The organism is Acinetobacter tjernbergiae DSM 14971 = CIP 107465 (assembly GCF_000374425.1).
Lineage (GTDB): Bacteria > Pseudomonadota > Gammaproteobacteria > Pseudomonadales > Moraxellaceae > Acinetobacter > Acinetobacter tjernbergiae.
Genome location: NZ_KB894356.1, coordinates 170,594 through 192,861 on the forward strand (window position 1 = coordinate 170,594; position 22,268 = coordinate 192,861).

General features: G+C 39.1%; 27 protein-coding genes. 17 read left to right on the plus strand and 10 right to left on the minus strand.

Annotated elements, in window-relative coordinates:
- Positions 1–130: 130 nt before the first annotated feature.
- Positions 131–676 (plus strand): hypothetical protein, encoded by a 546-nt coding sequence (locus tag C502_RS0104450; protein ID WP_018677648.1) that lies wholly within the window; start codon positions 131–133, stop codon positions 674–676.
- A 205-nt stretch (positions 677–881) separates the two neighbouring features.
- Here C502_RS0104450 and C502_RS0104455 read toward each other — a convergent pair whose 3' ends face one another.
- A complete protein-coding gene (locus C502_RS0104455) occupies positions 882–1,331 on the minus strand; it encodes a bacteriohemerythrin (protein WP_018677649.1) in 450 nt (149 codons plus the stop codon).
- Between the two features lie 503 nt (positions 1,332–1,834).
- Between C502_RS0104455 and C502_RS0104460 the strand changes: the two genes are divergently transcribed.
- From C502_RS0104460 to C502_RS0104485, 6 genes are all read left to right on the plus strand, one after another.
- A complete protein-coding gene (locus C502_RS0104460; protein ID WP_018677650.1) occupies positions 1,835–2,662 on the plus strand; it encodes an SIR2 family NAD-dependent protein deacylase in 828 nt (275 codons plus the stop codon).
- Positions 2,663–2,769: 107 nt separating this feature from the next.
- Positions 2,770–4,104 (plus strand): MacA family efflux pump subunit, encoded by a 1,335-nt coding sequence (locus tag C502_RS0104465; RefSeq protein WP_026315737.1) that lies wholly within the window; start codon positions 2,770–2,772, stop codon positions 4,102–4,104.
- A 1-nt stretch (position 4,105) separates the two neighbouring features.
- Positions 4,106–6,097 (plus strand): MacB family efflux pump subunit, encoded by a 1,992-nt coding sequence (locus C502_RS0104470; RefSeq protein ID WP_018677652.1) that lies wholly within the window; start codon positions 4,106–4,108, stop codon positions 6,095–6,097.
- Between the two features lie 127 nt (positions 6,098–6,224).
- A complete protein-coding gene (locus tag C502_RS0104475) occupies positions 6,225–7,625 on the plus strand; it encodes an efflux transporter outer membrane subunit (protein WP_018677653.1) in 1,401 nt (466 codons plus the stop codon).
- 239 nt (positions 7,626–7,864) lie between these two features.
- A complete protein-coding gene (locus C502_RS0104480) occupies positions 7,865–8,146 on the plus strand; it encodes an ECs_2282 family putative zinc-binding protein (RefSeq protein ID WP_018677654.1) in 282 nt (93 codons plus the stop codon).
- Positions 8,146–8,619 carry a hypothetical protein gene (locus tag C502_RS0104485; protein ID WP_018677655.1) on the plus strand — a complete coding sequence of 158 codons (474 nt, stop codon included), beginning with the start codon at positions 8,146–8,148 and terminating at the stop codon, positions 8,617–8,619. The genes C502_RS0104480 and C502_RS0104485 overlap by 1 nt, the downstream gene beginning before the upstream one ends.
- A gap of 111 nt (positions 8,620–8,730) precedes the next feature.
- Here C502_RS0104485 and C502_RS0104490 read toward each other — a convergent pair whose 3' ends face one another.
- The 3 genes from C502_RS0104490 to orn form a co-directional block, all read right to left on the minus strand.
- Complete coding sequence (locus C502_RS0104490) at positions 8,731–9,534, minus strand: enoyl-ACP reductase FabI (RefSeq protein ID WP_018677656.1); 804 nt, start codon at positions 9,532–9,534, stop codon at positions 8,731–8,733.
- A 142-nt stretch (positions 9,535–9,676) separates the two neighbouring features.
- Positions 9,677–10,411 carry a Bax inhibitor-1/YccA family protein gene (locus C502_RS0104495; RefSeq protein WP_018677657.1) on the minus strand — a complete coding sequence of 245 codons (735 nt, stop codon included), beginning with the start codon at positions 10,409–10,411 and terminating at the stop codon, positions 9,677–9,679.
- A gap of 133 nt (positions 10,412–10,544) precedes the next feature.
- A complete protein-coding gene (orn, locus tag C502_RS0104500) occupies positions 10,545–11,099 on the minus strand; it encodes an oligoribonuclease (RefSeq protein WP_026315739.1) in 555 nt (184 codons plus the stop codon).
- 123 nt (positions 11,100–11,222) lie between these two features.
- Between orn and rsgA the strand changes: the two genes are divergently transcribed.
- The 4 genes from rsgA (at position 11,223) to secB (ending at position 13,550) form a co-directional block, all read left to right on the plus strand.
- The gene (gene rsgA / locus C502_RS0104505; protein ID WP_018677659.1) at positions 11,223–12,281 is read left to right on the plus strand and encodes a ribosome small subunit-dependent GTPase A; all 1,059 of its coding nucleotides are present in this window, start codon (positions 11,223–11,225) and stop codon (positions 12,279–12,281) included.
- Between the two features lie 94 nt (positions 12,282–12,375).
- The gene (locus C502_RS0104510) at positions 12,376–12,792 is read left to right on the plus strand and encodes a rhodanese-like domain-containing protein (RefSeq protein WP_023274712.1); all 417 of its coding nucleotides are present in this window, start codon (positions 12,376–12,378) and stop codon (positions 12,790–12,792) included.
- A gap of 11 nt (positions 12,793–12,803) precedes the next feature.
- Positions 12,804–13,064: a glutaredoxin 3 gene (gene grxC, locus C502_RS0104515; RefSeq protein ID WP_004664142.1), complete on the plus strand. Its 261-nt coding sequence runs from the start codon at positions 12,804–12,806 to the stop codon at positions 13,062–13,064.
- A 27-nt stretch (positions 13,065–13,091) separates the two neighbouring features.
- Positions 13,092–13,550 (plus strand): protein-export chaperone SecB, encoded by a 459-nt coding sequence (secB, locus tag C502_RS0104520; RefSeq protein ID WP_018677661.1) that lies wholly within the window; start codon positions 13,092–13,094, stop codon positions 13,548–13,550.
- A gap of 112 nt (positions 13,551–13,662) precedes the next feature.
- On the opposite strand, the gene C502_RS0104525 is transcribed toward secB, so the two are convergent.
- The 3 genes from C502_RS0104525 to C502_RS0104535 all read right to left on the minus strand — a co-directional run bounded on the left by C502_RS0104525 (position 13,663) and on the right by C502_RS0104535 (position 15,701).
- Positions 13,663–14,271, minus strand: coding sequence for an alpha-ketoglutarate-dependent dioxygenase AlkB family protein (locus C502_RS0104525; RefSeq protein WP_018677662.1), 609 nt, complete (start codon positions 14,269–14,271; stop codon positions 13,663–13,665).
- On the minus strand, positions 14,258–15,100 hold the full coding sequence (locus C502_RS0104530) for a bifunctional transcriptional activator/DNA repair enzyme AdaA (RefSeq protein WP_018677663.1): 843 nt from the start codon (positions 15,098–15,100) through the stop codon (positions 14,258–14,260). The genes C502_RS0104525 and C502_RS0104530 overlap by 14 nt, the downstream gene beginning before the upstream one ends.
- Before the next feature lie 223 nt (positions 15,101–15,323).
- Positions 15,324–15,701, minus strand: coding sequence for a cytochrome b562 (locus tag C502_RS0104535; RefSeq protein ID WP_018677664.1), 378 nt, complete (start codon positions 15,699–15,701; stop codon positions 15,324–15,326).
- A 277-nt stretch (positions 15,702–15,978) separates the two neighbouring features.
- Here C502_RS0104535 and C502_RS0104540 point away from each other — a divergent pair, with 277 nt between their 5' ends.
- Complete coding sequence (locus C502_RS0104540) at positions 15,979–16,467, plus strand: metal-dependent hydrolase (protein WP_018677665.1); 489 nt, start codon at positions 15,979–15,981, stop codon at positions 16,465–16,467.
- Positions 16,468–16,496: 29 nt separating this feature from the next.
- On the opposite strand, the gene coaBC is transcribed toward C502_RS0104540, so the two are convergent.
- Positions 16,497–17,750, minus strand: coding sequence for a bifunctional phosphopantothenoylcysteine decarboxylase/phosphopantothenate--cysteine ligase CoaBC (gene coaBC / locus C502_RS0104545; RefSeq protein WP_018677666.1), 1,254 nt, complete (start codon positions 17,748–17,750; stop codon positions 16,497–16,499).
- A gap of 110 nt (positions 17,751–17,860) precedes the next feature.
- Between coaBC and radC the strand changes: the two genes are divergently transcribed.
- On the plus strand, positions 17,861–18,574 hold the full coding sequence (gene radC, locus C502_RS0104550) for a RadC family protein (RefSeq protein WP_018677667.1): 714 nt from the start codon (positions 17,861–17,863) through the stop codon (positions 18,572–18,574).
- A 65-nt stretch (positions 18,575–18,639) separates the two neighbouring features.
- Positions 18,640–19,551 carry a bestrophin family protein gene (locus C502_RS0104555; protein WP_018677668.1) on the plus strand — a complete coding sequence of 304 codons (912 nt, stop codon included), beginning with the start codon at positions 18,640–18,642 and terminating at the stop codon, positions 19,549–19,551.
- Between the two features lie 61 nt (positions 19,552–19,612).
- On the opposite strand, the gene C502_RS0104560 is transcribed toward C502_RS0104555, so the two are convergent.
- Positions 19,613–19,930, minus strand: coding sequence for a hypothetical protein (locus C502_RS0104560; protein ID WP_018677669.1), 318 nt, complete (start codon positions 19,928–19,930; stop codon positions 19,613–19,615).
- A 42-nt stretch (positions 19,931–19,972) separates the two neighbouring features.
- Positions 19,973–20,824, minus strand: a complete 852-nt coding sequence (locus C502_RS0104565) for a PHP domain-containing protein (protein WP_018677670.1) — start codon at positions 20,822–20,824, stop codon at positions 19,973–19,975.
- Positions 20,825–20,869: 45 nt separating this feature from the next.
- Between C502_RS0104565 and C502_RS0104570 the strand changes: the two genes are divergently transcribed.
- The 3 genes from C502_RS0104570 to C502_RS0104580 are packed head-to-tail and all read left to right on the plus strand — an operon-like array spanning position 20,870 to position 22,264.
- Positions 20,870–21,481, plus strand: coding sequence for a septation protein IspZ (locus C502_RS0104570; RefSeq protein ID WP_018677671.1), 612 nt, complete (start codon positions 20,870–20,872; stop codon positions 21,479–21,481).
- A gap of 24 nt (positions 21,482–21,505) precedes the next feature.
- A complete protein-coding gene (locus tag C502_RS0104575; RefSeq protein ID WP_018677672.1) occupies positions 21,506–21,808 on the plus strand; it encodes a YciI family protein in 303 nt (100 codons plus the stop codon).
- A gap of 3 nt (positions 21,809–21,811) precedes the next feature.
- The gene (locus C502_RS0104580) at positions 21,812–22,264 is read left to right on the plus strand and encodes a hypothetical protein (RefSeq protein WP_018677673.1); all 453 of its coding nucleotides are present in this window, start codon (positions 21,812–21,814) and stop codon (positions 22,262–22,264) included.
- The last annotated feature ends 4 nt before the right edge of the window (positions 22,265–22,268 follow it).

The following is a 22,268-nucleotide window of genomic DNA, read 5'->3' on the forward strand; positions in this document are numbered from 1 at the left end:
AGTTTTTAATTTAAACACAAATACTTTTAACATAAAATCAAGTCACATTAAAATTAAAGAAACATTTAACAATTTTAAGCGTAGAATAAGTTACCATATCATTCATGCCGATATCCTTTAGAGAAGATCAATGTCAACCAGCTCATCGTTACCTAAAAATATTGTTATCATATTTTCAGGAGAAAACTTAGAAACGATTAGACAACAAGGTGGCACGGGTGATTGGATTTTAAATACTAATAATTTTATAAATGTCGAATATGTATTGATTATTCGTAATTTAAAAAATGAACTTGCTGATAAGTCAGATGGATATGAACATGGTCAAGCATTTATTCTAGGTAAGTTTCAGGCGATTAAACCTAAAGCAACATCAGATCGGAAAATTATTCAAATTTCAGAATTTATCCAACTTCCACATCAAGAATCATTTAAAAATGCCTGGACGAAATTAACATCAGGACAACGCAATCCTATTACCTATAAAAACTCTAGTGAAGTGCTAGAGAAAATTAAGCTGAATCTAGATAACCCTGAATTTAAATGGCAAAAAATGCAACCAGCCGAAGAAGAAATAAATCTCTCTCTTGCTGATATTATCAACGAAGCCCGTAACAAAATTGCGAAAGCTGCCAATGTTGATAAAAGTAAAGTCAATATTCAAATTTCTTTTTAGTTCTAAAGCTATATGTTGTTTATTCTGCTTACTTCTATTGAGAAAAATAAAATTTTGATTTTTAAAATTAAATAAACTAATGATTTTTATAAGTGTTTTTATAATTTTGTAAAAAATGGGGGAGTAGAATTTCTCCCCCATTTTTTAATATCGACTTTAAATATTCATAAGCAATTAAGAATAACTGACCTTAAGCATCAATGAGTTAGCTAAATATACGAGAGAACCAGCTCTTTCCTTTGGTTTCTTCTTGGGTGCGTAAATATCGAATCATATTGTCACGCACAGCATCGACATAATCCTGATCATCGTGCTGTATATGATTAATCAACCACTTGGACAGAAGTCGATATAGGTCATTTTCAACTGCCTCGCCTTTTTCAAAGCGCTGACGATACTCATTTAGTCTTTTGACAAATAAATCATGTATACCTTTATGCGAAGGTAAATATTGATAATTGACCTGCATTAATAAATTTTCTTCAAAGCTAAAATGTGATTGCGTGTAATCAATCAGATCTTCCAATACTTCTTGGATTTTAGAGCGATGACCACTCACCCGAATTTCTTCTAATCTATTGATATAATCCAATATTTGACGATGCTGATGATCAATCACATCAATACCGATATTAAAGCTTTCTTGCCATTCCATTTTATTTCCCCTGTGAATTTTCCTGTTAAATCACTTGTACTTATTGGCATATTTCTTATGATTTTATTACTTAGATTAAAACCATAAAAAAAATATGGAATTAGATCTTACAATTTTTACAACCTTAAATCCATAAAAAAATTAAGGTTTTATTAAATTTATTTACCTTACATTAAAATAAACATAAGTAAATGAAATTTATAATTATTATTTTATAAACAACTATTTTAATAAAAATATGGGAAGGCTGAGACAGTTAAATCAGAGACGTCACTCTTTTTTTAATGAATGATGTAATTCAACCCACTTTCATTTAAATACGTAAACGTGATCTTTTTCTAAATCAAGATCATCTCATCTATAGAACTCAAGAAGTCATCAATCACCGTTAAATCAATCATCATCGGCAAGTCATGATTTGCTCAAAATTTCTCAATTTTTAGGGTAAATTATGCTGAGATAATCTCAATACACCACGATGACAGAGGATAAGAATACGGATCATGCAGCAGCTCAGCTCAATCGAAATTGAAAGAATCAAAAGTTTATTCTCAAAAGCAGATTGTCTGATCATCAGTGCGGGTGCAGGCATGGGCGTTGACTCAGGTCTGCCCGACTTTCGAGGCAATCAAGGCATGTGGCGAGCTTATCCAGAATTGGGTAAACAACGTATCGACTTTACTGAAATTGCCAATCCAGCAGCATTTAAATGTCAGCCACATTTAGCATGGGGTTTTTATGGACATCGTTTGGCACTATATCGTCAAACCATGCCGCATCAAGGTTTTAATTTACTCAAACAACTGGCTGAAACATTAAAGCTTCCCTATTTTGTATTTACTTCAAATGTTGATGGGCAGTTTCAAAAAGCAGGTTTTAATCCAAACCAAATTTATGAGTGTCATGGCTCGATCCACCATCTTCAATGCTCAGAACCTTGCCAACTCACAACATGGTCAGCAAATGAATTAACGCCTGAGATTAATCATCAAAATTGTCAATGGTTAGGACAACTTCCACTATGTCCACATTGTGGAACATTATCCCGTCCAAATATTTTGATGTTTAATGATTATGCTTGGGTCAGCCAAAGACACACGCAACAAGCGAGACGCTTAGAAAATTTTTTAGAAGCCCACAATCACCCTATCGTCATTGAAATAGGTGCAGGTACAGCCATTCCAACAGTCCGTTATTTTAGTGAGCGTTTCGCACCACAACTCATCCGAATCAATCCTCGTGAAGCAATACTTCCATCCAAGGGAGGAGTCTCAATCGCAGAAAATGCAGTCATTGGTATTCAAAATATTTATCAGATTCTAATCGAATAATTCCAATAAAATTTGATAATAATTATCATTCTAGATTAAAAATATCCACGTTTTATCCTCATTTCGCTTTTATACTAGCTACAGTTTCCAATTTTTGATCTGTTGCCATGCCAAAAACAAGTTCTAAAAAAATACCATTCAGTAAAATAATAATGATCGCTATCGGTGTCGCGATTATTGCAGCCGTTGCATGGTTCTTCTTTAAACCTAAAGATCAAGCGCCACAATATATTAGTGCTGAAGTTTCTAAAGGTGATATTGAAAATTCAGTATTGGCAACAGGTGTGCTTGAAGCAACCAAAATGGTCAGCGTCGGCGCACAGGTTTCAGGTCAAGTGAAAAAAATGTATGTACAGTTAGGCGACCAAGTCAAACAAGGTCAACTGATTGCGCAAATCGACTCGATTCGCCAAGAAAATGAGTTGAAAACAGCCAAAGCCAATATTCAAAATCAACAGGCACAACTGGCGGTACAACAAGCCAATCTAGCCAAAGTCGAGGCTGAATATAAACGTCAACAAGCCATGTTTAGCCAAGATGCAACTTCACGTGCAGAACTTGAAACAGCCCTAGCAAACTTTAAAACAGCACAAGCGCAAATTGCAGCAATCAATGCACAAATTGAGCAATCTCATTTAACCCTCGCAACTGCGCAAGAGAATTTAGGTTATACCCGTATTGTTGCACCGATGGATGGGACAGTAGTTGCCATTGTGACCGAAGAAGGTCAAACGGTGAATGCCAATCAAACCGCACCAACGATTGTGAAATTGGCGAAATTAGATACGATGACAATTAAGGCTCAAATTTCTGAAGCCGATGTCATGAAGGTTGAAAAAGGTCAAACGGTTTACTTCACCACATTAGGCAATAGCGATAAAAAACATTACGCACAGCTACGTCAAGTTGAGCCTGCACCAAACTCAATTAACACCGAAACAACCAATACCAGTTCATCTTCATCAAGCACAGCCGTGTATTACAATGCTTTGTTTGATGTTCCAAATGAAGATGGTAAATTGCGTATTGATATGACTGCACAGGTGTATATTGTTTTAGCTGAAGCGAAAAATGTGCTGACGATCCCTGCTGCTGCGATACAAAGCAAACGTTCAAACAAAAAAGACAATAGCAATAATTCAACGGCGGCAAATCAAGCGAAAACTACCGATACTCAAAAAATGCAACAACCGAAACGTCTCGATTTGACTGAAGCTGAAAAAGCCTTAATTGCTCAAGGTAAAGCATCCACAGGCATGGTTCGTGTGTTACAAGCGGATGGAACTGCTCAACCTCAACCTGTGTTAATCGGCCTTAACAATCGTGTTACTGCACAAGTGCTTAGAGGTTTGAAACAAGGTGATCAAGTGGTGATTGCAGATGCAACTGATAGCTCAAACGAATCAGCAAAACGTAGCAATCAACGTGCAATGAGAATGTAATATGACCCAAGATCAAATACGTTCTTCACAACCATTACTTGAAGTCAGCAACCTTACTCGTGAATTTCCTGCGGGTGAAGGTACAGTACAAATCCTCAAAGGCATTAATTTAAAAATTTATGCCGGTGAACTGGTTGCAATCGTCGGGCAATCAGGCTCAGGTAAATCGACCCTCATGAATATTTTGGGTTGCTTGGATAAACCAACGGCAGGCAGCTATCAAGTCAGTGGTCGAGAAACACGTCTACTCGAAGCAGATGAACTAGCACAACTTCGCCGTGAATATTTTGGCTTTATTTTCCAACGTTATCATTTGCTTGGTGATTTAAGCGCCGCAGGTAATGTCGAAGTTCCTGCGATTTACGCAGGTGTGGACAGCCAACTCCGTCAACAACGTTCTGCTGAGCTACTCTCAGAACTTGGACTCGAAGAACGTTTACATCATCGCCCTAGCCAACTTTCAGGCGGTCAGCAACAACGTGTTTCGATTGCCCGTGCCTTGATGAATGGCGGTGATGTGATTCTTGCCGATGAACCCACAGGTGCATTAGATAAGAATAGCGGTGTCGAAGTGATGCGCATTTTGCGTGAGCTGAATGCCAAAGGCCATACCATTATTCTGGTCACGCACGATCTCAATGTTGCCAAAAATGCGACCCGTATTATCGAGATCAGTGACGGTAATATTATTTCAGACCGTGCCAACGTACCTGAAAATGCAGATACCGATTTAGAACATCAAACCCTGCAACGCTCACCACAAAAGAAAACCTCGGCTTGGCGTTCTTTCTTTGATCGTCTCGGTGAAGCATTCCGCATGGCACTGCTTGCCATGAATGCACACCGCATGCGGACTTTTTTAACTATGCTCGGAATTATTATCGGGATTGCATCCGTGGTCTCGGTGGTGGCGCTTGGGAATGGCTCACAAAAGCAGATTTTAGAAAATATCAGTAGTTTAGGTACTAACACCATTAGCGTTTATCAGGGGCGTGGCTTTGGTGACAATTCACGTGCCTCCCAAGTGAAAACTCTAGTGCCTGCCGATGCGGATGCACTAGCTGAACAACCTTATGTCGATGGGGTCAGTCCATCTGCCAATACCAGTGTGACGCTACGCTACAAAGATACCGAAGCATCGGCAACCGTAAATGGTGTCAGTGCTGATTTTTTCTATGTCAAAGGCATGGCCTTTAAGTCGGGACAAGCTTTCGATAAAGACAGCGTCACACAACGTGCGCAAGATGTGGTGATTGATACCAATACTGAAAAGACTTTCTTTGCAGATGGTACTAATCCTGTTGGTCAAGTACTGCTCTTAGGCAGTGTACCAAGTCGAATCATCGGCGTGATTGATGCTCAACAAGGCTTCATGGGTAGTTCTGACAGCTTGAATGTTTATTTACCCTATTCAACGGTGATGAGTCGCATGTTGGGGCAATCCAATGTTCGTAGCATCATTGTTCGTATTAAGGATGAATACCCAAGTAGCGCGGCTGAAAATGCCATCCTGACCCTACTTGAGCAACGTCACGGTGCACAAGATGTTTTTACTCAGAACTCTGACAGTATCCGTGAGACGATTCAGCAAACCACAGCCACAATGACCCTGTTAATTTCTGCAATCGCCGTGATTTCTCTTGTGGTTGGTGGAATTGGCGTGATGAACATTATGTTGGTCTCTGTGACTGAACGAACCCAAGAGATTGGGGTACGTATGGCGGTTGGCGCACGACAAAGCGATATTTTGCAGCAATTTCTGATTGAAGCAGTTTTAGTCTGCTTATTAGGTGGTGTACTGGGTGTCCTGCTCTCCTTAGGGATTGGACAAATCATCGGACACTTTGCCAAAGGCATCATTGAGATGAGTTATTCAACCACCTCAATCATAGCGGCTTTTGTCTGTTCTAGTCTGATCGGTATTGTATTTGGCTTCTTGCCAGCACGAAATGCAGCACAACTCGATCCAGTTGCTGCTTTAGCGAGAGAATAAAAATCTCCCCCTACCCCCTCTTTTTAAAAGAGGGGAATTCCTCCTTTTTTCAAAGGAGATTGGGAAGGATTTTTAAGAATAGATCAAGACGATAATATTTTTCAAATTATTAAAGGAATGACGATCAATGTTATTCAAACAACATAAAATCGCACTTGCACTTTGTCTCAGCACAACACTCGTTGGCTGTTCTGCTGTCGTCAAAACACCCTATAACGCACCAACAATTCAAGTGTCACAACAGTTCCAATACGATATGCAAAAAAATAAGAATGTGAATCTAACTGATCAGTGGTGGACACTGTTTAATGATGCTCAGTTGAATCAATTGGTCGAGCAGGTTTTGGCTAAAAATAGTGACTTAACTGTTTCAGGAATTACCCTTCAACAAGCTCGATTACAAGCAGGCTTGGCTGAAAATAAACAAGGCATTCGTACCAGTTCGAGTGTTTCCACAGGTCATAACTATGACCTCCGTTCAGGCAATGGAAGTGATCGTGGTTTATCGACCAGTGTTGGCGTCAGCTATGAACTCGATTTATTTGGCAAGCTCGCCAATCAAACCGAAGCAAGCCGTTGGGAAGCCTTAGCCAGTGAGCAAGACTTGCAAGCTACCGCACAAAGTCTGGTTGGTACAACAGCAAAGCTATATTGGCAACTTGGCTATTTGAATGAACGTTATCAAACCATTCAGCAAAACTTAAGCTCGACCCAAAAGATTTATGCTTTGGTGCAATCACAATATAAAGCAGGTGCGGTATCTGGTTTGGACCTCACCCAAGCTGAACAATCGGTACAAAGCCAAAAAGCCAGTCTGAGCCAAATTGAGCAACAACGAGTCGAAGCACGTACTGCCATTGCGGTATTGTTGCATCAACCTATTCAGCAATTGAATATTCAAGAGCCGAAACAGCTACCACGAAATGCTTTACCGAATATCGCTGTAGGTTTACCTGCGGATATTTTATCGCGTCGCCCAGACTTACAAGCTTCAGAATTGCGCCTACGCAAAACTTTAGCCACTAAAGATGCAACTAAAGCGAGTTATTATCCATCGATTAACCTTACAGGCAGTTTAGGTTCTTCGAGTACCTCACTCACTCAATTATTAAAGAATCCTTCTTTAACATTGGGGGCGAGTTTAAGCCTACCTTTCCTGCAATATAATGATATGAAAAAGAATATTGAAATCAGTGATCTTGAATATGAGAAAGCGATTACACAGTATCGTCAAACTTTATATCAAGCCTTTGCTGATGTTGAAAATGCATTATCAAATCGAACACAACTAAATCAACAAGTACAGTTACAGCAACGTAATGTCGAGTTAGCAGATAAAACCGAACGCTTAACTGAAGTGCGTTATCGCAATGGTGCGATTGCATTAAAGAATTTACTTGATGCTCAAGAGACCACACGCAATGCACGACTCAGCTTAGTTGAAACCAAGCAGAATCAATACAATGCGTATGTGACATTAATGCAAGCACTTGGCGGAAGTCCTGTGAAAGAACTGCCAAAACAATAGCTTACAAGTTACTATTATTTACTCGCTTAAAGTTTTTGGCTCATTTTTAATGAGCTGAGAACTTTTGATTTTACTCATAAAATTTATGCATTGACGTAAATCTTACTGTTTTATATGCTGATCAAAATATAATTGTATCTAAAAAGATTGAAATCGCTTATATGGAATTTTCGTTTTGGTTATGTGGTAAGTCGACCGTATAGCTCTAGATATGTGCCAGTAAGATTAGGATTCAGCCCATGAAAAATAAAAATTACAACCGAAACATAAACTTGTTATGTCCTACTTGTGGCTGCTCTCAGTTTTCATTTGAGAATGGCGTTGATGAAACCATCGAAATAGCTAAATGTGCTTCTTGTGGGCGAGAAGTCACAAAAGATGAGCTAATTCATGAGAACAGCGAAAATATAAGCGAGCATGTAAAAGAGATTGGCAAGAATGTAACCGATGACATTGCCAAACACCTTCGCGAGTCCTTGAAGAAAGCCTTTAAAGGCAGTAAGAATATTAGGATAAAGTAATGGCATTTACTGTAGAAGCAGCAGATTGCATAGCTGGAATGGCGTTATTGCTTTCCGGCTATGCCACATGGATTACTTTGAAGTTCAACAAACGCCAGCAATCACTAATTGAGAGTCAAGAAAAGCTTAATAATTTACTTCTAGAAAAAGAGTCGAACGAAGCTGAAAACTCCAAAAAGGCTGATTTAGGTGCCTCATTTATCAAGTTAGGCAGCAACAAATATAGACTGAAGATATGGAATAAAGGAACAGCCTGTGCAACGCACGTTAGAATTGAATTTCCAGAAGAAAATAACATTCTTATACAATCAGAAATTGATGAGAAATTTCCTCTAGAAATGCTTGAAACCTATCAATCAGTTGAACTAATTGCAGGCGTGCACATGGGAACTAAGAGAAAGCATGCAATTCGCCTAATTTGGTCAGATGCATCAGGAGAAAACCATCAAAAAGTTGTTTACCCAACACTATAGACACATAACAAGTTATTCAAGGCTAACGACCTAATAGTTTTAAAATTCAACTACTTTCAAAAACAAAGCCGCTATAAAAGCGGCTTTATCAAATAATTTAAATCAATCTAATTATTCATCATCCATCATTGACTGGCTCATACCTACGGTATTAAAGCCACCATCAACATACATGATTTCACCAGTAATACCCGAAGCCCACGGTGAGCAAAGGAACAATGCGGCATTACCCACTTCTTCAATCGTTACATTACGTTGTAATGGAGCGATCTTTTCATTGGCATCTAACATTTTACGGAATGATTTAATTCCAGATGCCGCCAAAGTGCGGATTGGACCCGCAGAGATCGCATTCACACGAATCCCCTCTTTACCTAAGCTTAGTGCTAAATAACGAACACCCGCTTCCAAAGATGCTTTTGCCATACCCATCACGTTGTAGTTTGGCATCACACGCTCAGAACCTTGATAAGTCAAGGTCAATAAACAACCTTTACGTGCTTGTAATAAAGGTTTAGCCGCACGTGCCATCGCAACAAAACTATACGCACTAATGTCATGTGCAATTTTAAAACCGTCACGATCCGTCACGTCGGTAAAGTCACCATCTAGCGTATGTGCAGGTGCAAAACCAATCGAATGCACAACACCATCTAAACCATCCCAGTGTTTTGCCAACTCAACAAAAGTATTGTCAATTTCTGCATCAATTGCTACATCACAAGGGAAAACGAGGGTTGAACCAAACTGTGCTGCAAAGTCATCAACACGCTTTTTTAGCTTTTCATTTGGATAAGTAAATGCTAACTCTGCGCCTTCACGGTGTAATGCTGCCGCAATACCGAAAGCAATTGATAATTTACTTGCAATACCAGCAATTAAAAAACGCTTACCAGCTAAAAGTCCTTGTGACATCTTATTCTCACTCGAAAAATTTTCACCACATCATGCCAACATTCCTAATTTTTCGGAATTGCATAATCCATCTTTTTTACAATCTTGCATAAAAAAATCGCCTTCAAATGAAAGCGATGTGTATTTTTACTTGAATCAGAACTTAATCATCACCACGTAACAGACTCAATAAACGCAAGAATGAATAATACATCCACACTAAAGTCGCAAGTAAAGCAATCGCACAGACCCATTCAAATGCTTTAGGGGCGCGTTGTGCTGCTGCATTTTCAATAAGATCAAAATCTAAAATCAGATTAAGTGATGCAATTACTGCAACAAATGCAGCAAAACCGATGCCTAACCAATTGCTTTCAAAAATATAAGGAATACTTGAACCAAAGATCAAACGTAAAATGATTTGCACAACAAAAACTAAAGCAATCGCAATAGAAGCTGAAATTACAATTGCCTTAAATTTTTCAGTCGCACGAATAATTTGGAATTTATACAACGCAAATAAAACTAAGGTTGTCACAAAAGTCGCAAGCAAAGCTTGTAAAGGAACGCCTGGATATTTCAATTGAAAAATAAAAGATACACCACCTAAAAATGCGCCTTCAAATAAAGCATAAGGAATCGCTAATGCAGGTGCGGTATTTGACTTAAACGTCGTAATCAAAGCGAGAATAAGACCACCAATTGCACCAATGATCGTTGCAGCATAAGCAATTGAAAGATTCGCGGTAATCGCACAATATAAAAATAGTGCCATTCCCAATGCGGCTGCAATCACTGTCAATACCACTGACTTTTGAATCGCACCTTGAATGGTCATAGGCTCGGATAAATTACTATAGGTTTCAACCCGAGTTAAAATAGGATTATTACTTTGCATATAAGCTCTCTTTTTTATAGTAGGCAAATAAAAAATTGAGTTTATGATATTTTTTGCTCAAGCCCAATATTTTTTACATTCATTAAAAAAAGGAGCTTGTTTCAGCTCCTTTAATTTCTATCAAGTATGAGGTTTAATCATTCATGATAAAAAAGTATTGACGATAGTATTTTAATTCAGCAATTGAGTCACGGATATCATCCATCGCCAAATGCGATGCATTTTTCTTTAAACCGCTCATAATTTCAGGTCTCCAGCGTTTTGCTAATTCTTTTACTGAAGAAACATCTAAATTACGATAATGGAAGAATTGCTCAAGCTCTGGCATTAAACGATGCAAGAAACGGCGGTCTTGGCAAATTGAGTTACCACACATTGGCGATGATTTTGGATTCACCCACTTTTTTAAGAACTCAAGTGTTTGCTGTTCTACATCTTGTGCCTTTAATTTACTACGGCGTACACGCTCAACCAAACCAGACTGCCCATGTTGCTTGGTATTCCACTCATCCATTGCATTTAAAATGAGATCAGATTGATGGACAGCTAAAACAGGCCCTTCAGCTAAAATATTAAGGTTGTCGTCTGTAATAATTGTTGCGATTTCAATAATCTTGTCGTTATCAGTATCAAGACCTGTCATTTCAAGGTCAATCCAAATTAATCGTGTATCTGGGGTGCTGCTCATAAATAGCGATTCTAAAGGGCTTAAAAACATCAATAGTAGCAAATTAATTACATCTTGGCTGTAATTCTATGCTGGCTTCATGCTATTTTTGCGATCTTCAAAGTGTGGATTTTTGGGACATGAATGGCTTTAATTCGTAAGCGTCGTTTAACCGAACAACAGCAACGTCGTATTGAGAAACAGCATAAATCACGTCAAGACGACATTGATACATCACAAGATCTAGATGGACTGGTTGTTCAGCATTATGGTCGCCAACTCGAAGTACAAGCTTTATCTGTGCCTGAACAGCATCCTGAAAAACCACAGATCGCTGAAGGTGAACCAGAACCTTTCTGGAAACCAATCGCATTAGACAGCATTTGGCGCTGTCATACTCGCACCAATTTAGAACTCTTGGTTACAGGTGATCGCGTCAAATGGCAAGCTGATCCGAACACAGGTTTAGGCATTATTACGGCGATTTATCCAAGACAATCATTGTTGACTCGCCCTGATCGTTATCACAAAGTCAAACCAGTTGCAGCTAATATTAGTTTGATCGTGATTGTATTCGCGCCTTTGCCAGAGCCTGCACCAACATTGATTGACCGCTATCTAGTTGCCTGTGCCGATGCCAATATTCCAGCCTTATTGGTACTGAATAAATCAGACTTACTCACCGAAAATGATCCAATTCTGACGCTACTTAGTGAATATGAAGCATTGGGTTATGAAACACTGATTTGCCATTCTCAAGGTGACTTATCGGCACTTTCGGCACGCTTAGATAACGAAACAGTGGCTTTCGTTGGACAGTCTGGTGTTGGAAAAAGCTCACTCATTAATACCATTGTTCCTGATGCAGCTCAGAAAACCAATATCATTTCTGAGAACTCAGCACTCGGTCAGCATACGACAACCTCAACCCGTTTGATCAAATTTGGAACAAATGGTGCATTAATTGATTCCCCTGGTATTCGTGAATTTGGACTTTGGCATCTCAGCTTAGAGAAAGTTCGGACTGGTTTTCCTGATATCGAAGCACATTTAGGACTGTGCCAGTTCCGTAACTGCACCCATACCCATGAAAAAAATTGCGCCTTAAAACAAGCCGTTGACGCAGGTGAAGTTTTACCACGTCGCTTAGACAGCTATCTGCGTTTGTTGGATGAAATTCAGGAAGCACAGCAAAAAAGTTAGTTTTCTTGAAGTTTTGCCCTTGAACTAAGATTTTTGATCACCATAGAGATAAGTTATACTCAGGATCAATTTTGATTTTAACTTTAGGTGACTTGTGGAACGCTGGTTAGAGTTTATGGGGAATCACCCCTTCTTGTTTGGTGCGCTCGGCGTATTAGTTGTGTTGTTCTTTATTTTAGAAGGGCAACGCAATGGTCGTAAAATTTCACCACAATCACTCGGTATTTTGGTGAAAGCAAAAAATGCGATTTTGATCGATTTACGTGATGCAAAAGATTTCCGTGATGGTCATATCAGTGGTAGTCGCAACATTCCATACAGCCAAATCACTAGTCATGTTGATGAGTTAAAAGCAAGTGATCGTCCGTTGGTTTTTATTTGTAACTTAGGGCAAGTTGCTGGCTCTGCATTGCAAAAAGTTGCGCATGCTGACAGCTATCGTTTAGATGGTGGTATTAGCAACTGGAAAGCTCAAGGCTTACCTTTAGTGAAAAGCAAAACCAAAGCTTAAGGAGAGATGAAATGACAACCTCAAACGTCACAATTTATTCAACGCTTTCTTGCCCATATTGCGTACGCGCAAAACAATTATTGGAGCGTAAAGGCGTTGCTTATAAAGAAATTAATCTTTCCAACGAAGCCCCTGAAGTTCGTATTGAGTTAATGCAACGTACCAATCATCGTACTGTGCCTCAAATTTTTATCAAAGATCAATTTATCGGTGGTTTTGATCAACTTTATGCTTTAGAGCGTGAAGGTAAACTCGACCAATTATTAGCTTAACAACACTCCAAGATTTAAGGAAAAACAATGAGCGAAGAACAAGTTCAACCACAACTCGCGTTAGAACGTATTTATACAAAAGACATTTCTTTTGAGGTTCCTGGTGCACAAGTATTTACCAAACAATGGCAGCCAGAACTCAACATCAATTTATCTTCTTCAGCAGAAAAAATTGATCCGACACACTATGAAGTGTCTCTAAAAGTTGTGGTTCAAGCAAATAATGAAAATGAAACTGCGTTCATCGTTGATGTAACTCAATCAGGTATTTTCCTTATTGATAGTGTCGAAGAAGACCGTCTTCCTTACATCTTAGGTGCGTATTGCCCAAATATCTTGTTCCCTTTCTTACGTGAGTCTGTAAATGACTTAGTCACTAAGGGTAGCTTCCCACAATTGTTACTTACACCAATTAACTTTGATGCTGAGTTCGAAGCAAACATGCAACGTTTACAAGCGGATGCAGACGTACAAGGTCAAGCATAAATAATCTCCTCTCCCCCCTCTTTAACAAAGAGAGGGAGCTGTGACTGTAGCAGCGCAAGGTGGGATGAGTTAAAAAGGACTGATTTTTCAGTCCTTTTTTATTGTTAGTTCATCAATTGACAATCGTTCTAAACGTTAGATTAATCCGTGCTGTACTGATCTTCTTGGTTGGTGGTAAACGATGCAACCAGTGGCTTTGGGTCGTATCTTTCATCACCAATAAACTGCCATGTTCTAAATACAACTCAACTTTTTCTTTGCTCTGTTTATGTTTAAAAGCAAACTTCCGTTCTGCACCGAAACTCAGTGAAGCGATTGCACCATCTGTTTTAAGATCTATTTCATCATCACTATGCCAAGCCATACCTTCTTCACCTGTGTGATAAAGATTGAGCAGACATGAGTTGAATAATTCACCTGTTAAGCTTTCGACAAGTACCTTTAATTCGAGTAATTCTTTTGTCCAAGGCAACGCGTATTTATTGATATTTGAATAGGTATATTCAAATGCCTGATCACCATACCAAGCCACTTTTCTTTTGGTGATTATTTTTCGCCCAAAAATGATTGCCTGATCATTTTCCCATGCAATATTCTGCATGAGCTTGTCAAAATAATCATCTGCCGCAAACTGCTGAATGACTTTTCCATAATACTGTACAGTACCATCATAAGGTAAATAGTTATGCGTTGGATCAGCTTCAATATCAAATAGCTGCATGACTATGAACACCCTCCCATGCAATCATTGCCGTTTTCCTCACTTGTCCCCACTCATATCCACCTAATGCACCTGTAGCTTGAATCACACGATGGCATGGGATCAAGAAAGCAATCGGATTACTACCAATTGCAGTACCCACCGCACGTGCAGCTTTAGGATGATCAATCGATTTTGCAAGCTCTCCATAAGTGGTGAGTTGCCCCATTGGAATTTTGAGTAAAGATTGCCAAACCTTCAACTGAAACGCTGTCCCTTTTAAATGTAATTTAATTTTAGCCAATTGATTGTGATCTGTCTGAAACAGGGCTAAAGCACTTTGTTGCAGTGAATCTGATTGAGCAATAAACATTGCTTTAGGAAATTGTGCTTTTAAATGCTGCAAAGCTTCTGTTGGATTTTCCACAAATGTTAAAGCACAAATTCCCTTGGATGTTGAAGCGACCAAGACTTCACCAAACAAAGTTTCTGCAAATTGATAAAAAATTGTTAAAGCTGCACCACCATTTTTATATTCAGCAGGCGTCATTCCTTCAATTTGAAGAAAAAGATCGTGTAATCGACTGGTACTCGATAAACCTGTGGCAAAGGTTGCATCAAAAACACTGCCCTGTTCTTGTTTCAAAATCTGCTTGGCATATTCAATACTGGTATATTGCAAAAACTTCTTGGGACTTGTCCCCACCCATTCCGTAAACAAACGCTGGAAATGAGCTGGACTCAAATGAATATGAGCTGCCACCTCATCAAGTTGTGGCTGCTGCTGAAAATTTTGCTGAATATAAGTAATTGCTTGAGCAATCCGTTGATAATGTTGCTGTGAGGACATAGACCACCTCTCATCATTCACATTTTCACTGTATCAATTTTAGAATGCAGTGAAAATCTGAATCATGCTCAATCTAACCTGTGTATGCTCAACCATCAACCATACATAAAAAAGCTGCCCTCATTTAAGCGCAGCTTTTTATATAAAGATCACAAAACCACTTTAGCCGATCACACGAGATCGCCAATCAATAACTCTAGCAATGCTGAATCTGATAATAAGATCAGTGCGTGTAGTATTTATGCCCTTGATCACGTAACTCAGCAATTTTTTTGCCTTGTTTCTTCGCTTCATCTAATTTACCTGCTTGCACAAGCACTTTAGCCTTATCAATCTCAACAATAATTTGATCAAATAAGGCGCTTGAAGTTGCAACTTTATCCGTCGTATTCGCTGCCAATTTATATTGTTTTGAATGCACTGCGGCAGTACGCATATTATTTAAAGCCGTTGTCGCCGCTTGTGGGTTTTCAGCTTGGTTAAACGCTTTATAGTTTTTACCTAATGCTTTCATATCATCAGATAGACCAGCAGCCATAACGGTGCTGCTAAACGCAAAAGAAGACAACATCATAACGGTGGCTAAAGTTTTTTTAATCATCAGGATATCCTATCAAAAACTGTGGCTAGGGTTGATTGATCATATGCGAAGACATCGAATGTTAGCTCGAATGCATATGATTGTTACGCTGCTTTAGCATACATAAAAAATGCAATCAGTTCGTTGCATTTTAATAAAAGGATATGTGTGCAGTCATAGGATGTAGATATTTTAATCACACACTCCATGATCTGTTCTGTAGAAGATGTTATTCATAACGTTACTGCCCTGCTTTATGATGTCACACATCTAAATCACAAGAATAAGAGAGAACAAAATGCCGATCACACCTTTACACTTAGGAATTGGCAGTTGTTGTAAAGCAATTGGTCAACAACGATTTAGCATGATGATTTTTGCAGGTACACAGTTTTTAATGGATATCGAACCTTTATTGGGTTTGATCTATGGCTGGCAATATTTACACCTATATACACATAATTTAATGGGTGCGACTCTCATAGGTAGTATTGCTCTCCTGATCGGTAAACCCATCAGTCAATGGCTATTACGATCCATTTTAAACGATAGAAATTGGAGCATTTCATGGAGAACAGCGGCGATCAGTGCTTATATCGGCAGTTTTAGTCACATTTTCTTAGATGCATTCATGCACCATGATGTTTATTGGTTTTATCCATGGATTTTGAAAAATCCCTTACTCGGTCTAATTCCCTATTCAGTGATTTTTTATAGCTGTATTTGTGCCATTCTTATCGGTGGCTTCGCGTGGTTTTATCTATGTAAATCTAAAAATGAATCGTGATCTTACATCACGATTCATCGATTGACTGATCATGGATGCACTAAAGCATCGTGAATTGCTTCAACCAATTGCTGTGAGATTTCCTGTTTTGAAGCTTTCTCTAGTTCACGCTTTTCCATATGGTAGGACTGCGCAAAGAAAACCGTCATCGCATTTTCATCTGAAGCAAAACCAATATCTGGACGTGACACGTCATTACAAGCAATCATATCCAGTTTTTTAGCGACTAATTTTCCTGCTGCATATTGCTCCACATTTTGTGTTTCAGCCGCAAAACCCACCATAAATGGACGTTGTTGTTGCTCAGCAATGGTCGCCACAATATCAGGGTTCTTCACCAAGGAAACGGCAAGCTCATCACCTGCTTTTTTAATCTTATGTTCTGCGACTTGAGCAACGCGATAATCGGCAACCGCCGCAGTTGCAATAAAGATGTCACAGCCCTCTTTGAGCTGATTCATACTGACATCGAGCATTTGCATAGCAGAGCTGACATTAATTCGTTGCACACCATTCGGTGTATCCAAACTGACTGGGCCTGCAACCAAGGTCACTTTGGCACCTGCTGCATAACAAGCTGCTGCCAGTGAAAAGCCCATTTTACCTGTACTATGATTGGAAATATAACGAACAGGATCAATTGCTTCTCGGGTTGGCCCCGCAGTGATCGTGACTCGTTTACCTGCCAACAAACCAAATTTTTCAGCAATCGCACGTTGTGCTTTATGAAAATAAGCGGCAACTTGACGTGCTAAGTCTTCAGGCTCAGGCATACGCCCTAAGCCAACATCACCACATGCTTGCTCGCCCGCATCAGGCATAATCACATGCACACCATCTTCAACTAAGGTTTGCAGATTACGCTGAGTGGCTTTCGCTGCCCACATTTGCTGATTCATAGCTGGCGCAACCCAAACAGGTGCTTTGGTTGCTAAATATAAAGTGCTTAATAGATCATCAGCCAGACCATTGGCAAATTTTGCAATGCTGTCACAACTTGCAGGTGCAACGAGAATCAGATCAGCCCAACGTGCCAATTCGATATGTCCCATGCCTGCTTCTGCTTCAGGATTAAGCAATTCGGTATGTACAGGATTTCCTGAAAGTGCTTGAAAAGTCAGCGGGGTAATAAATGCTTGTGCGCCATGCGTCATCACGACACGGACATCAAAACCAAAGTCTTTTAAACGACGGACTAAAATCGCACTTTTATAGGCAGCAATACCACCTGTAACCGCTAATATAATGTTTTTATGTGGAATAACACTGAGATCGAAGCTCACAAACAGGATACCTTACTGTTGCAGTGGCGCTCACAATAGCATTAAATACGGTCATACCCAAGTGATGCACTTGGAAAAATCATCATCATAAAAAAATTACGTGAATAAAAATGAATCAATCAATAAGACAATCTATCAAAGCATGGCCTGAACAAGAACGCCCACGCGAACGTTTATTATTACAAGGCACACAAAGCCTATCTGATGCAGAACTATTGGCTATTTTTCTACGCTCAGGCTCAAAACAACATTCGGCAGTGGAACTTTCTCGGATTTTGATTCAACATTTTGGTGGATTGAATCCAATTTTTGATGCATCACTTGAAGACTTATCCCAATTTAATGGAATTGCGTCTACCAAATATGCCCAACTCATGGCGGTTAAAGAACTTGGACGGCGTTATCTACACAACTATTTTCATCAACAACGTTTATGCCTAGATACATCAACACTGGTATTGGATTATTTGCGCTACGAACTACAAGGTGAAAAGCAGGAAGTTTTTGCGGTACTTTGTTTAGATGCTGAACTCAGAAAGCTCCATTTCAAAAAACTATTCTATGGTTCACACCATTCATGTAGTGTTTCGCTGAATCAAACCTTACGCTATGCCTTACAACAACAAGCCTGCCAAATTGTGGTTGCACATAACTATCCCTATGGCATTGCTCACCCCTCAGTAGAAGATATTTATCTGACCCACCAACTCAAACAAGCCTGTAAGCTATTGGAAATTAATCTGATTGATCATTTTATTATTTCAGCAGAAGATCATTTTTCATTTTCTGAACAACAACTCCTCAACCCCACTAAAATCAAGTAATCTCATCTTGACAAAGCCCAAATCTAACCTGAACATCAACATATAAAATTAATGATTCAAATAACATGATTGTCCGTGATCAACCGAGTATTTTTAAAGTTTTATTCTCATGGCGGGGGACGATTTTACCTAAAATTTTACCCTCTCTCGGTTTCGTCATGCTCATCTCCGCCATTATTGGAGGGGTTGAGTACATAGATCTCTATCGCTTTCCAGAAATTCCTTTGGTTGGCTTTACACTGATCGGGGTTGTGCTTTCAATCTTCTTAGGTTTTAAGAATACCGCTTGTTATGACCGTTGGTGGGAAGCACGTAAGCTTTGGGGGGTTTTGATCGCAACGTCACGTCATTTTGATCGTGACTGTCGTGTATTAACGCAGGCTCGCCGTGAACGTATTATTCAAAATGTGATTGTATTTGCGAATGTGCTGCGTGATCGTTTGCGTCATCAAACAGCCAATCCAACTGAACTCACAGAAACCAGCGGTTTAAGCCAACAGGCCCTAACTCAACTTTATCAGCAACATAATGCACCACAATACACTTTAAGCCTGATTCAATGGGAACTATTACAAGCCATGAAAGAAGGTGAAATATCAGATATTATTTATACCCAAATGAATCGTCATGTTGCTGCATTAAGTGAAATGCAAACAGGTTGCGATCGTATTGCCAATACCCCGATCCCATTTGCATACTCTGTTTTACTGAATCGTACTGTGTATTTTTTCTGTTTTATGCTGCCGTTTAGCTTAGGGTCTTTATTAGGTTTAGTGACACCGCTTTTAGTTGGAATTTTGGCTTATACATTTTTGGGATTAGATGCTTTAAGTACCGAAATTGAAGAGCCATTTGGAACACAAAGCAATGATTTGCCTTTAGATGCGATGGTGCGTTCAATTGAAATTGAGTTACTGGGAACTTTAGGTCGCCCAACCCCTCCACCGATTCAAGCACATGATCATAATTTATTGTAGATAATAATTTTGAACTTAGAGAACAGAGCATACTCTATACATAAAGATCATATGCTCTGATCTAAAACTTATGATCAGATAGCCTAAAATAAACCAAACACCCCTTAAAATATTTCTCGATTAAAAGATCTTCCCACTCTTTAATGTTTATACATGAACTATCAATATGAATATCGACATACGCTTTTTGAGCTTGAAGATGCTTCATAAAAACTACAGGAAAGTTTTCTTTTTCATATATATGAGTTGTTATTGTTCTTCCTAAGCCATCATCATCAAACTCATGCAATGGCAGCTTATTTACCTCAGCAAAATCAATCAAATTAAAGTCGATACTTAAGATGATTTTGTCGTCTCCACTCGGCCAAATACATGCCATACCAACCTCTATATTGAAAAAACTTCAAATATTTTTGAAATTTTACCTAAAACTTTCCCAAATACCTCGTTGCCCTTCTTTAACTCTAGGTGTATTCCCCAGTTTAATCCACGGCATATTTTCACCATGAAAATCACTACCAATCGAAACAGCCAAATCAAACTGCTCAATCATTCGATCGACCATTTGACGTGTTGAAGCGGGTTCTACACTCGGAGGAAGTTCAACAGCATCTCCACCCGATTCGGCAAATAACTCAATCAAATAACGGATATTAGTAGCAGATAAATCATAACGTGTTGGATGTGCTAAAACAGCGAAGCCTTGACTCGCATGAATCACATCAATAGTTTCTTTGAGTCCAATGCCATCAAATTTCACAAAAGCCTTTTTACCCTCTTTAAGAAAACGGTCAAATGCTTGTTGCGGACGACTGACAATATTTTTCTCTACCAATACTTTGGCGATATGCGTTCGTGTTACACGATCTGCTTGCCCATCGACTTTGGCAACCACATCAGGATAAATATCAAAATCAATACATTTTTCTAATAAGCTACAGATGACTTTGGCACGCTCAGCACGGACTTTTTTCTGATTTTCAAGCATTTCTCTTATCGGTGCTTCATCTTGCATATTCAGTGCCACAATATGTACACCATAACTCTTTTTGGTATTCGGTCGTGACCATTGGCTGGATATTTCTGTACCAGAAATTATTTTAATATCATAATCTTGAGCATAGTTTTTAGCACGACTTAAACCGTCCATCGTGTCATGATCAGTGACCGCAAGTGTATGTATTTTTAAGTCAAAAGCTGCTTGCACCAATTGCTCAGGAGAATAAGTACCATCTGAAATGAGAGTATGAGTATGTAAATCGACACCGAACATGGTTTGTATTATGCTATCTGACCTATTTCATCATCGTACTGTAACATGAAAGCGTTGCTCGACTATCTGCCGATTATTATCTTCTTTTATTTTTATAAAACCACTGATCCAAAAGATAGTCACCATCCTTTATTAGAGCTTGTTGGTAGTGCTGGAAATACTGACCAAAATCATATCCTTGTTGCAACCTGCGCCCTACTCATTTCAACCCTGGTCGTTTACGGTTGTTTATTCTTTTTTCAGAAATTTAAACTGGAAAAAATGCAATGGTTTATTGTTGTAATGTCTGTGATTTTTGGTGGAATCACACTCGTCTTCAGTGATGTGACTTACATTAAAATGAAAGCGATCATCATCAATGTCGGTATCGGAATAGGCTTCCTCGTCACGCCATTATTTAATAAAGAACGCACCCCAATTATTAAAAAACTTCTCGGTTCATTACTCGAATTAAGTCATCAAGGTTGGATGCGATTAAACTTGGCATGGTGTGGACAATTCTTTTTACTCGCTACATTACATTTCTTCTTTGGTTTTGTTTATATGCAAGGTAAATATTGGGGTGAATTCACCGCTTTCGGCGATATTATCGTTTCCATCAGTTACCTTGCTGCTATACTCTTTTTCTGTAGAAAGAATTTTAAAACGACTGACTAAATTTTGAATCATTGAGCAACGACTATGCCTTATTTTGTCCTGACTTGTACTGATCGTGAAGGTACGCTTGAAAAGCGTTTAGCAACTCGTCCACAACATGTTGAACGATTGCAAAAATTGGATGATGAAGGACGTTTAGTCGCCGCAGGTGCGCATCCTAAAGATCCGAATGATCCACAAGCAGGCTTTTTAGGCAGTACGATTATTGTTGAATTTGATAACCGTGAAGCATTAGATGAATGGATTCAGGAAGAGCCATTTTTAAAAGAAGGGATTTACGAGAAAATTGACGTTAAACCTTTCAACAAAGCTTTTCCAAAAGGGTAAATCATGCACGTTGTAGTCAAAAGCTTTTTCGCTTTGTGTTTACTGAGTTCACCAGCATGGGCCGTTGAACCAACAACACCTACTGCTCCAACAACGGCTGTAGTACAACCTAAACCGACTTCAACAGCAACTGCAACCAATCCGATAGCGACAGCAAAACCCTTAACTGCGGAACAAATTGCCAAAGCCAAACAGCAGCAAGAAGCCAAAGTTAAAGCGCTTATTCAAGATCAGGCCAATCGTTTGAAACAACTTGAACACGCTAACTTGGAAGCACTTTCTCAGAACCAAGAATTACAGCTAAAAAATGATAGCTTAATCGTACAAGTGCAGGTTTTACAAAGCGAACGTAGCGCACAAATGTTTTTATACGGTGCTATGACCATTGCTGTTGGTGTGATTCTCGGTTTCTTTATTGCCAGTTATGTTTACACTAAACGTCGTCGTCAGTGGTAAGAAC

What these genes read in the sequence shown, in the direction of transcription:
- C502_RS0104450 (WP_018677648.1), top strand. Translation starts at nt 131, where the DNA reads ATGTCAACCAGCTCATCGTTACCTAAAAATATTGTTATCATATTTTCA.
- C502_RS0104455 (WP_018677649.1), bottom strand. Translation starts at nt 1,331, where the DNA reads ATGGAATGGCAAGAAAGCTTTAATATCGGTATTGATGTGATTGATCAT.
- C502_RS0104460 (WP_018677650.1), top strand. Translation starts at nt 1,835, where the DNA reads ATGCAGCAGCTCAGCTCAATCGAAATTGAAAGAATCAAAAGTTTATTC.
- C502_RS0104465 (WP_026315737.1), top strand. Translation starts at nt 2,770, where the DNA reads ATGCCAAAAACAAGTTCTAAAAAAATACCATTCAGTAAAATAATAATG.
- C502_RS0104470 (WP_018677652.1), top strand. Translation starts at nt 4,106, where the DNA reads ATGACCCAAGATCAAATACGTTCTTCACAACCATTACTTGAAGTCAGC.
- C502_RS0104475 (WP_018677653.1), top strand. Translation starts at nt 6,225, where the DNA reads ATGTTATTCAAACAACATAAAATCGCACTTGCACTTTGTCTCAGCACA.
- C502_RS0104480 (WP_018677654.1), top strand. Translation starts at nt 7,865, where the DNA reads ATGAAAAATAAAAATTACAACCGAAACATAAACTTGTTATGTCCTACT.
- C502_RS0104485 (WP_018677655.1), top strand. Translation starts at nt 8,146, where the DNA reads ATGGCATTTACTGTAGAAGCAGCAGATTGCATAGCTGGAATGGCGTTA.
- C502_RS0104490 (WP_018677656.1), bottom strand. Translation starts at nt 9,534, where the DNA reads ATGTCACAAGGACTTTTAGCTGGTAAGCGTTTTTTAATTGCTGGTATT.
- C502_RS0104495 (WP_018677657.1), bottom strand. Translation starts at nt 10,411, where the DNA reads ATGCAAAGTAATAATCCTATTTTAACTCGGGTTGAAACCTATAGTAAT.
- orn (WP_026315739.1), bottom strand. Translation starts at nt 11,099, where the DNA reads ATGAGCAGCACCCCAGATACACGATTAATTTGGATTGACCTTGAAATG.
- rsgA (WP_018677659.1), top strand. Translation starts at nt 11,223, where the DNA reads ATGGCTTTAATTCGTAAGCGTCGTTTAACCGAACAACAGCAACGTCGT.
- grxC (WP_004664142.1), top strand. Translation starts at nt 12,804, where the DNA reads ATGACAACCTCAAACGTCACAATTTATTCAACGCTTTCTTGCCCATAT.
- secB (WP_018677661.1), top strand. Translation starts at nt 13,092, where the DNA reads ATGAGCGAAGAACAAGTTCAACCACAACTCGCGTTAGAACGTATTTAT.
- C502_RS0104525 (WP_018677662.1), bottom strand. Translation starts at nt 14,271, where the DNA reads ATGCAGCTATTTGATATTGAAGCTGATCCAACGCATAACTATTTACCT.
- C502_RS0104530 (WP_018677663.1), bottom strand. Translation starts at nt 15,100, where the DNA reads ATGTCCTCACAGCAACATTATCAACGGATTGCTCAAGCAATTACTTAT.
- C502_RS0104535 (WP_018677664.1), bottom strand. Translation starts at nt 15,701, where the DNA reads ATGATTAAAAAAACTTTAGCCACCGTTATGATGTTGTCTTCTTTTGCG.
- C502_RS0104540 (WP_018677665.1), top strand. Translation starts at nt 15,979, where the DNA reads ATGCCGATCACACCTTTACACTTAGGAATTGGCAGTTGTTGTAAAGCA.
- radC (WP_018677667.1), top strand. Translation starts at nt 17,861, where the DNA reads ATGAATCAATCAATAAGACAATCTATCAAAGCATGGCCTGAACAAGAA.
- C502_RS0104555 (WP_018677668.1), top strand. Translation starts at nt 18,640, where the DNA reads ATGATTGTCCGTGATCAACCGAGTATTTTTAAAGTTTTATTCTCATGG.
- C502_RS0104560 (WP_018677669.1), bottom strand. Translation starts at nt 19,930, where the DNA reads ATGGCATGTATTTGGCCGAGTGGAGACGACAAAATCATCTTAAGTATC.
- C502_RS0104565 (WP_018677670.1), bottom strand. Translation starts at nt 20,824, where the DNA reads ATGTTCGGTGTCGATTTACATACTCATACTCTCATTTCAGATGGTACT.
- C502_RS0104570 (WP_018677671.1), top strand. Translation starts at nt 20,870, where the DNA reads ATGAAAGCGTTGCTCGACTATCTGCCGATTATTATCTTCTTTTATTTT.
- C502_RS0104575 (WP_018677672.1), top strand. Translation starts at nt 21,506, where the DNA reads ATGCCTTATTTTGTCCTGACTTGTACTGATCGTGAAGGTACGCTTGAA.
- C502_RS0104580 (WP_018677673.1), top strand. Translation starts at nt 21,812, where the DNA reads ATGCACGTTGTAGTCAAAAGCTTTTTCGCTTTGTGTTTACTGAGTTCA.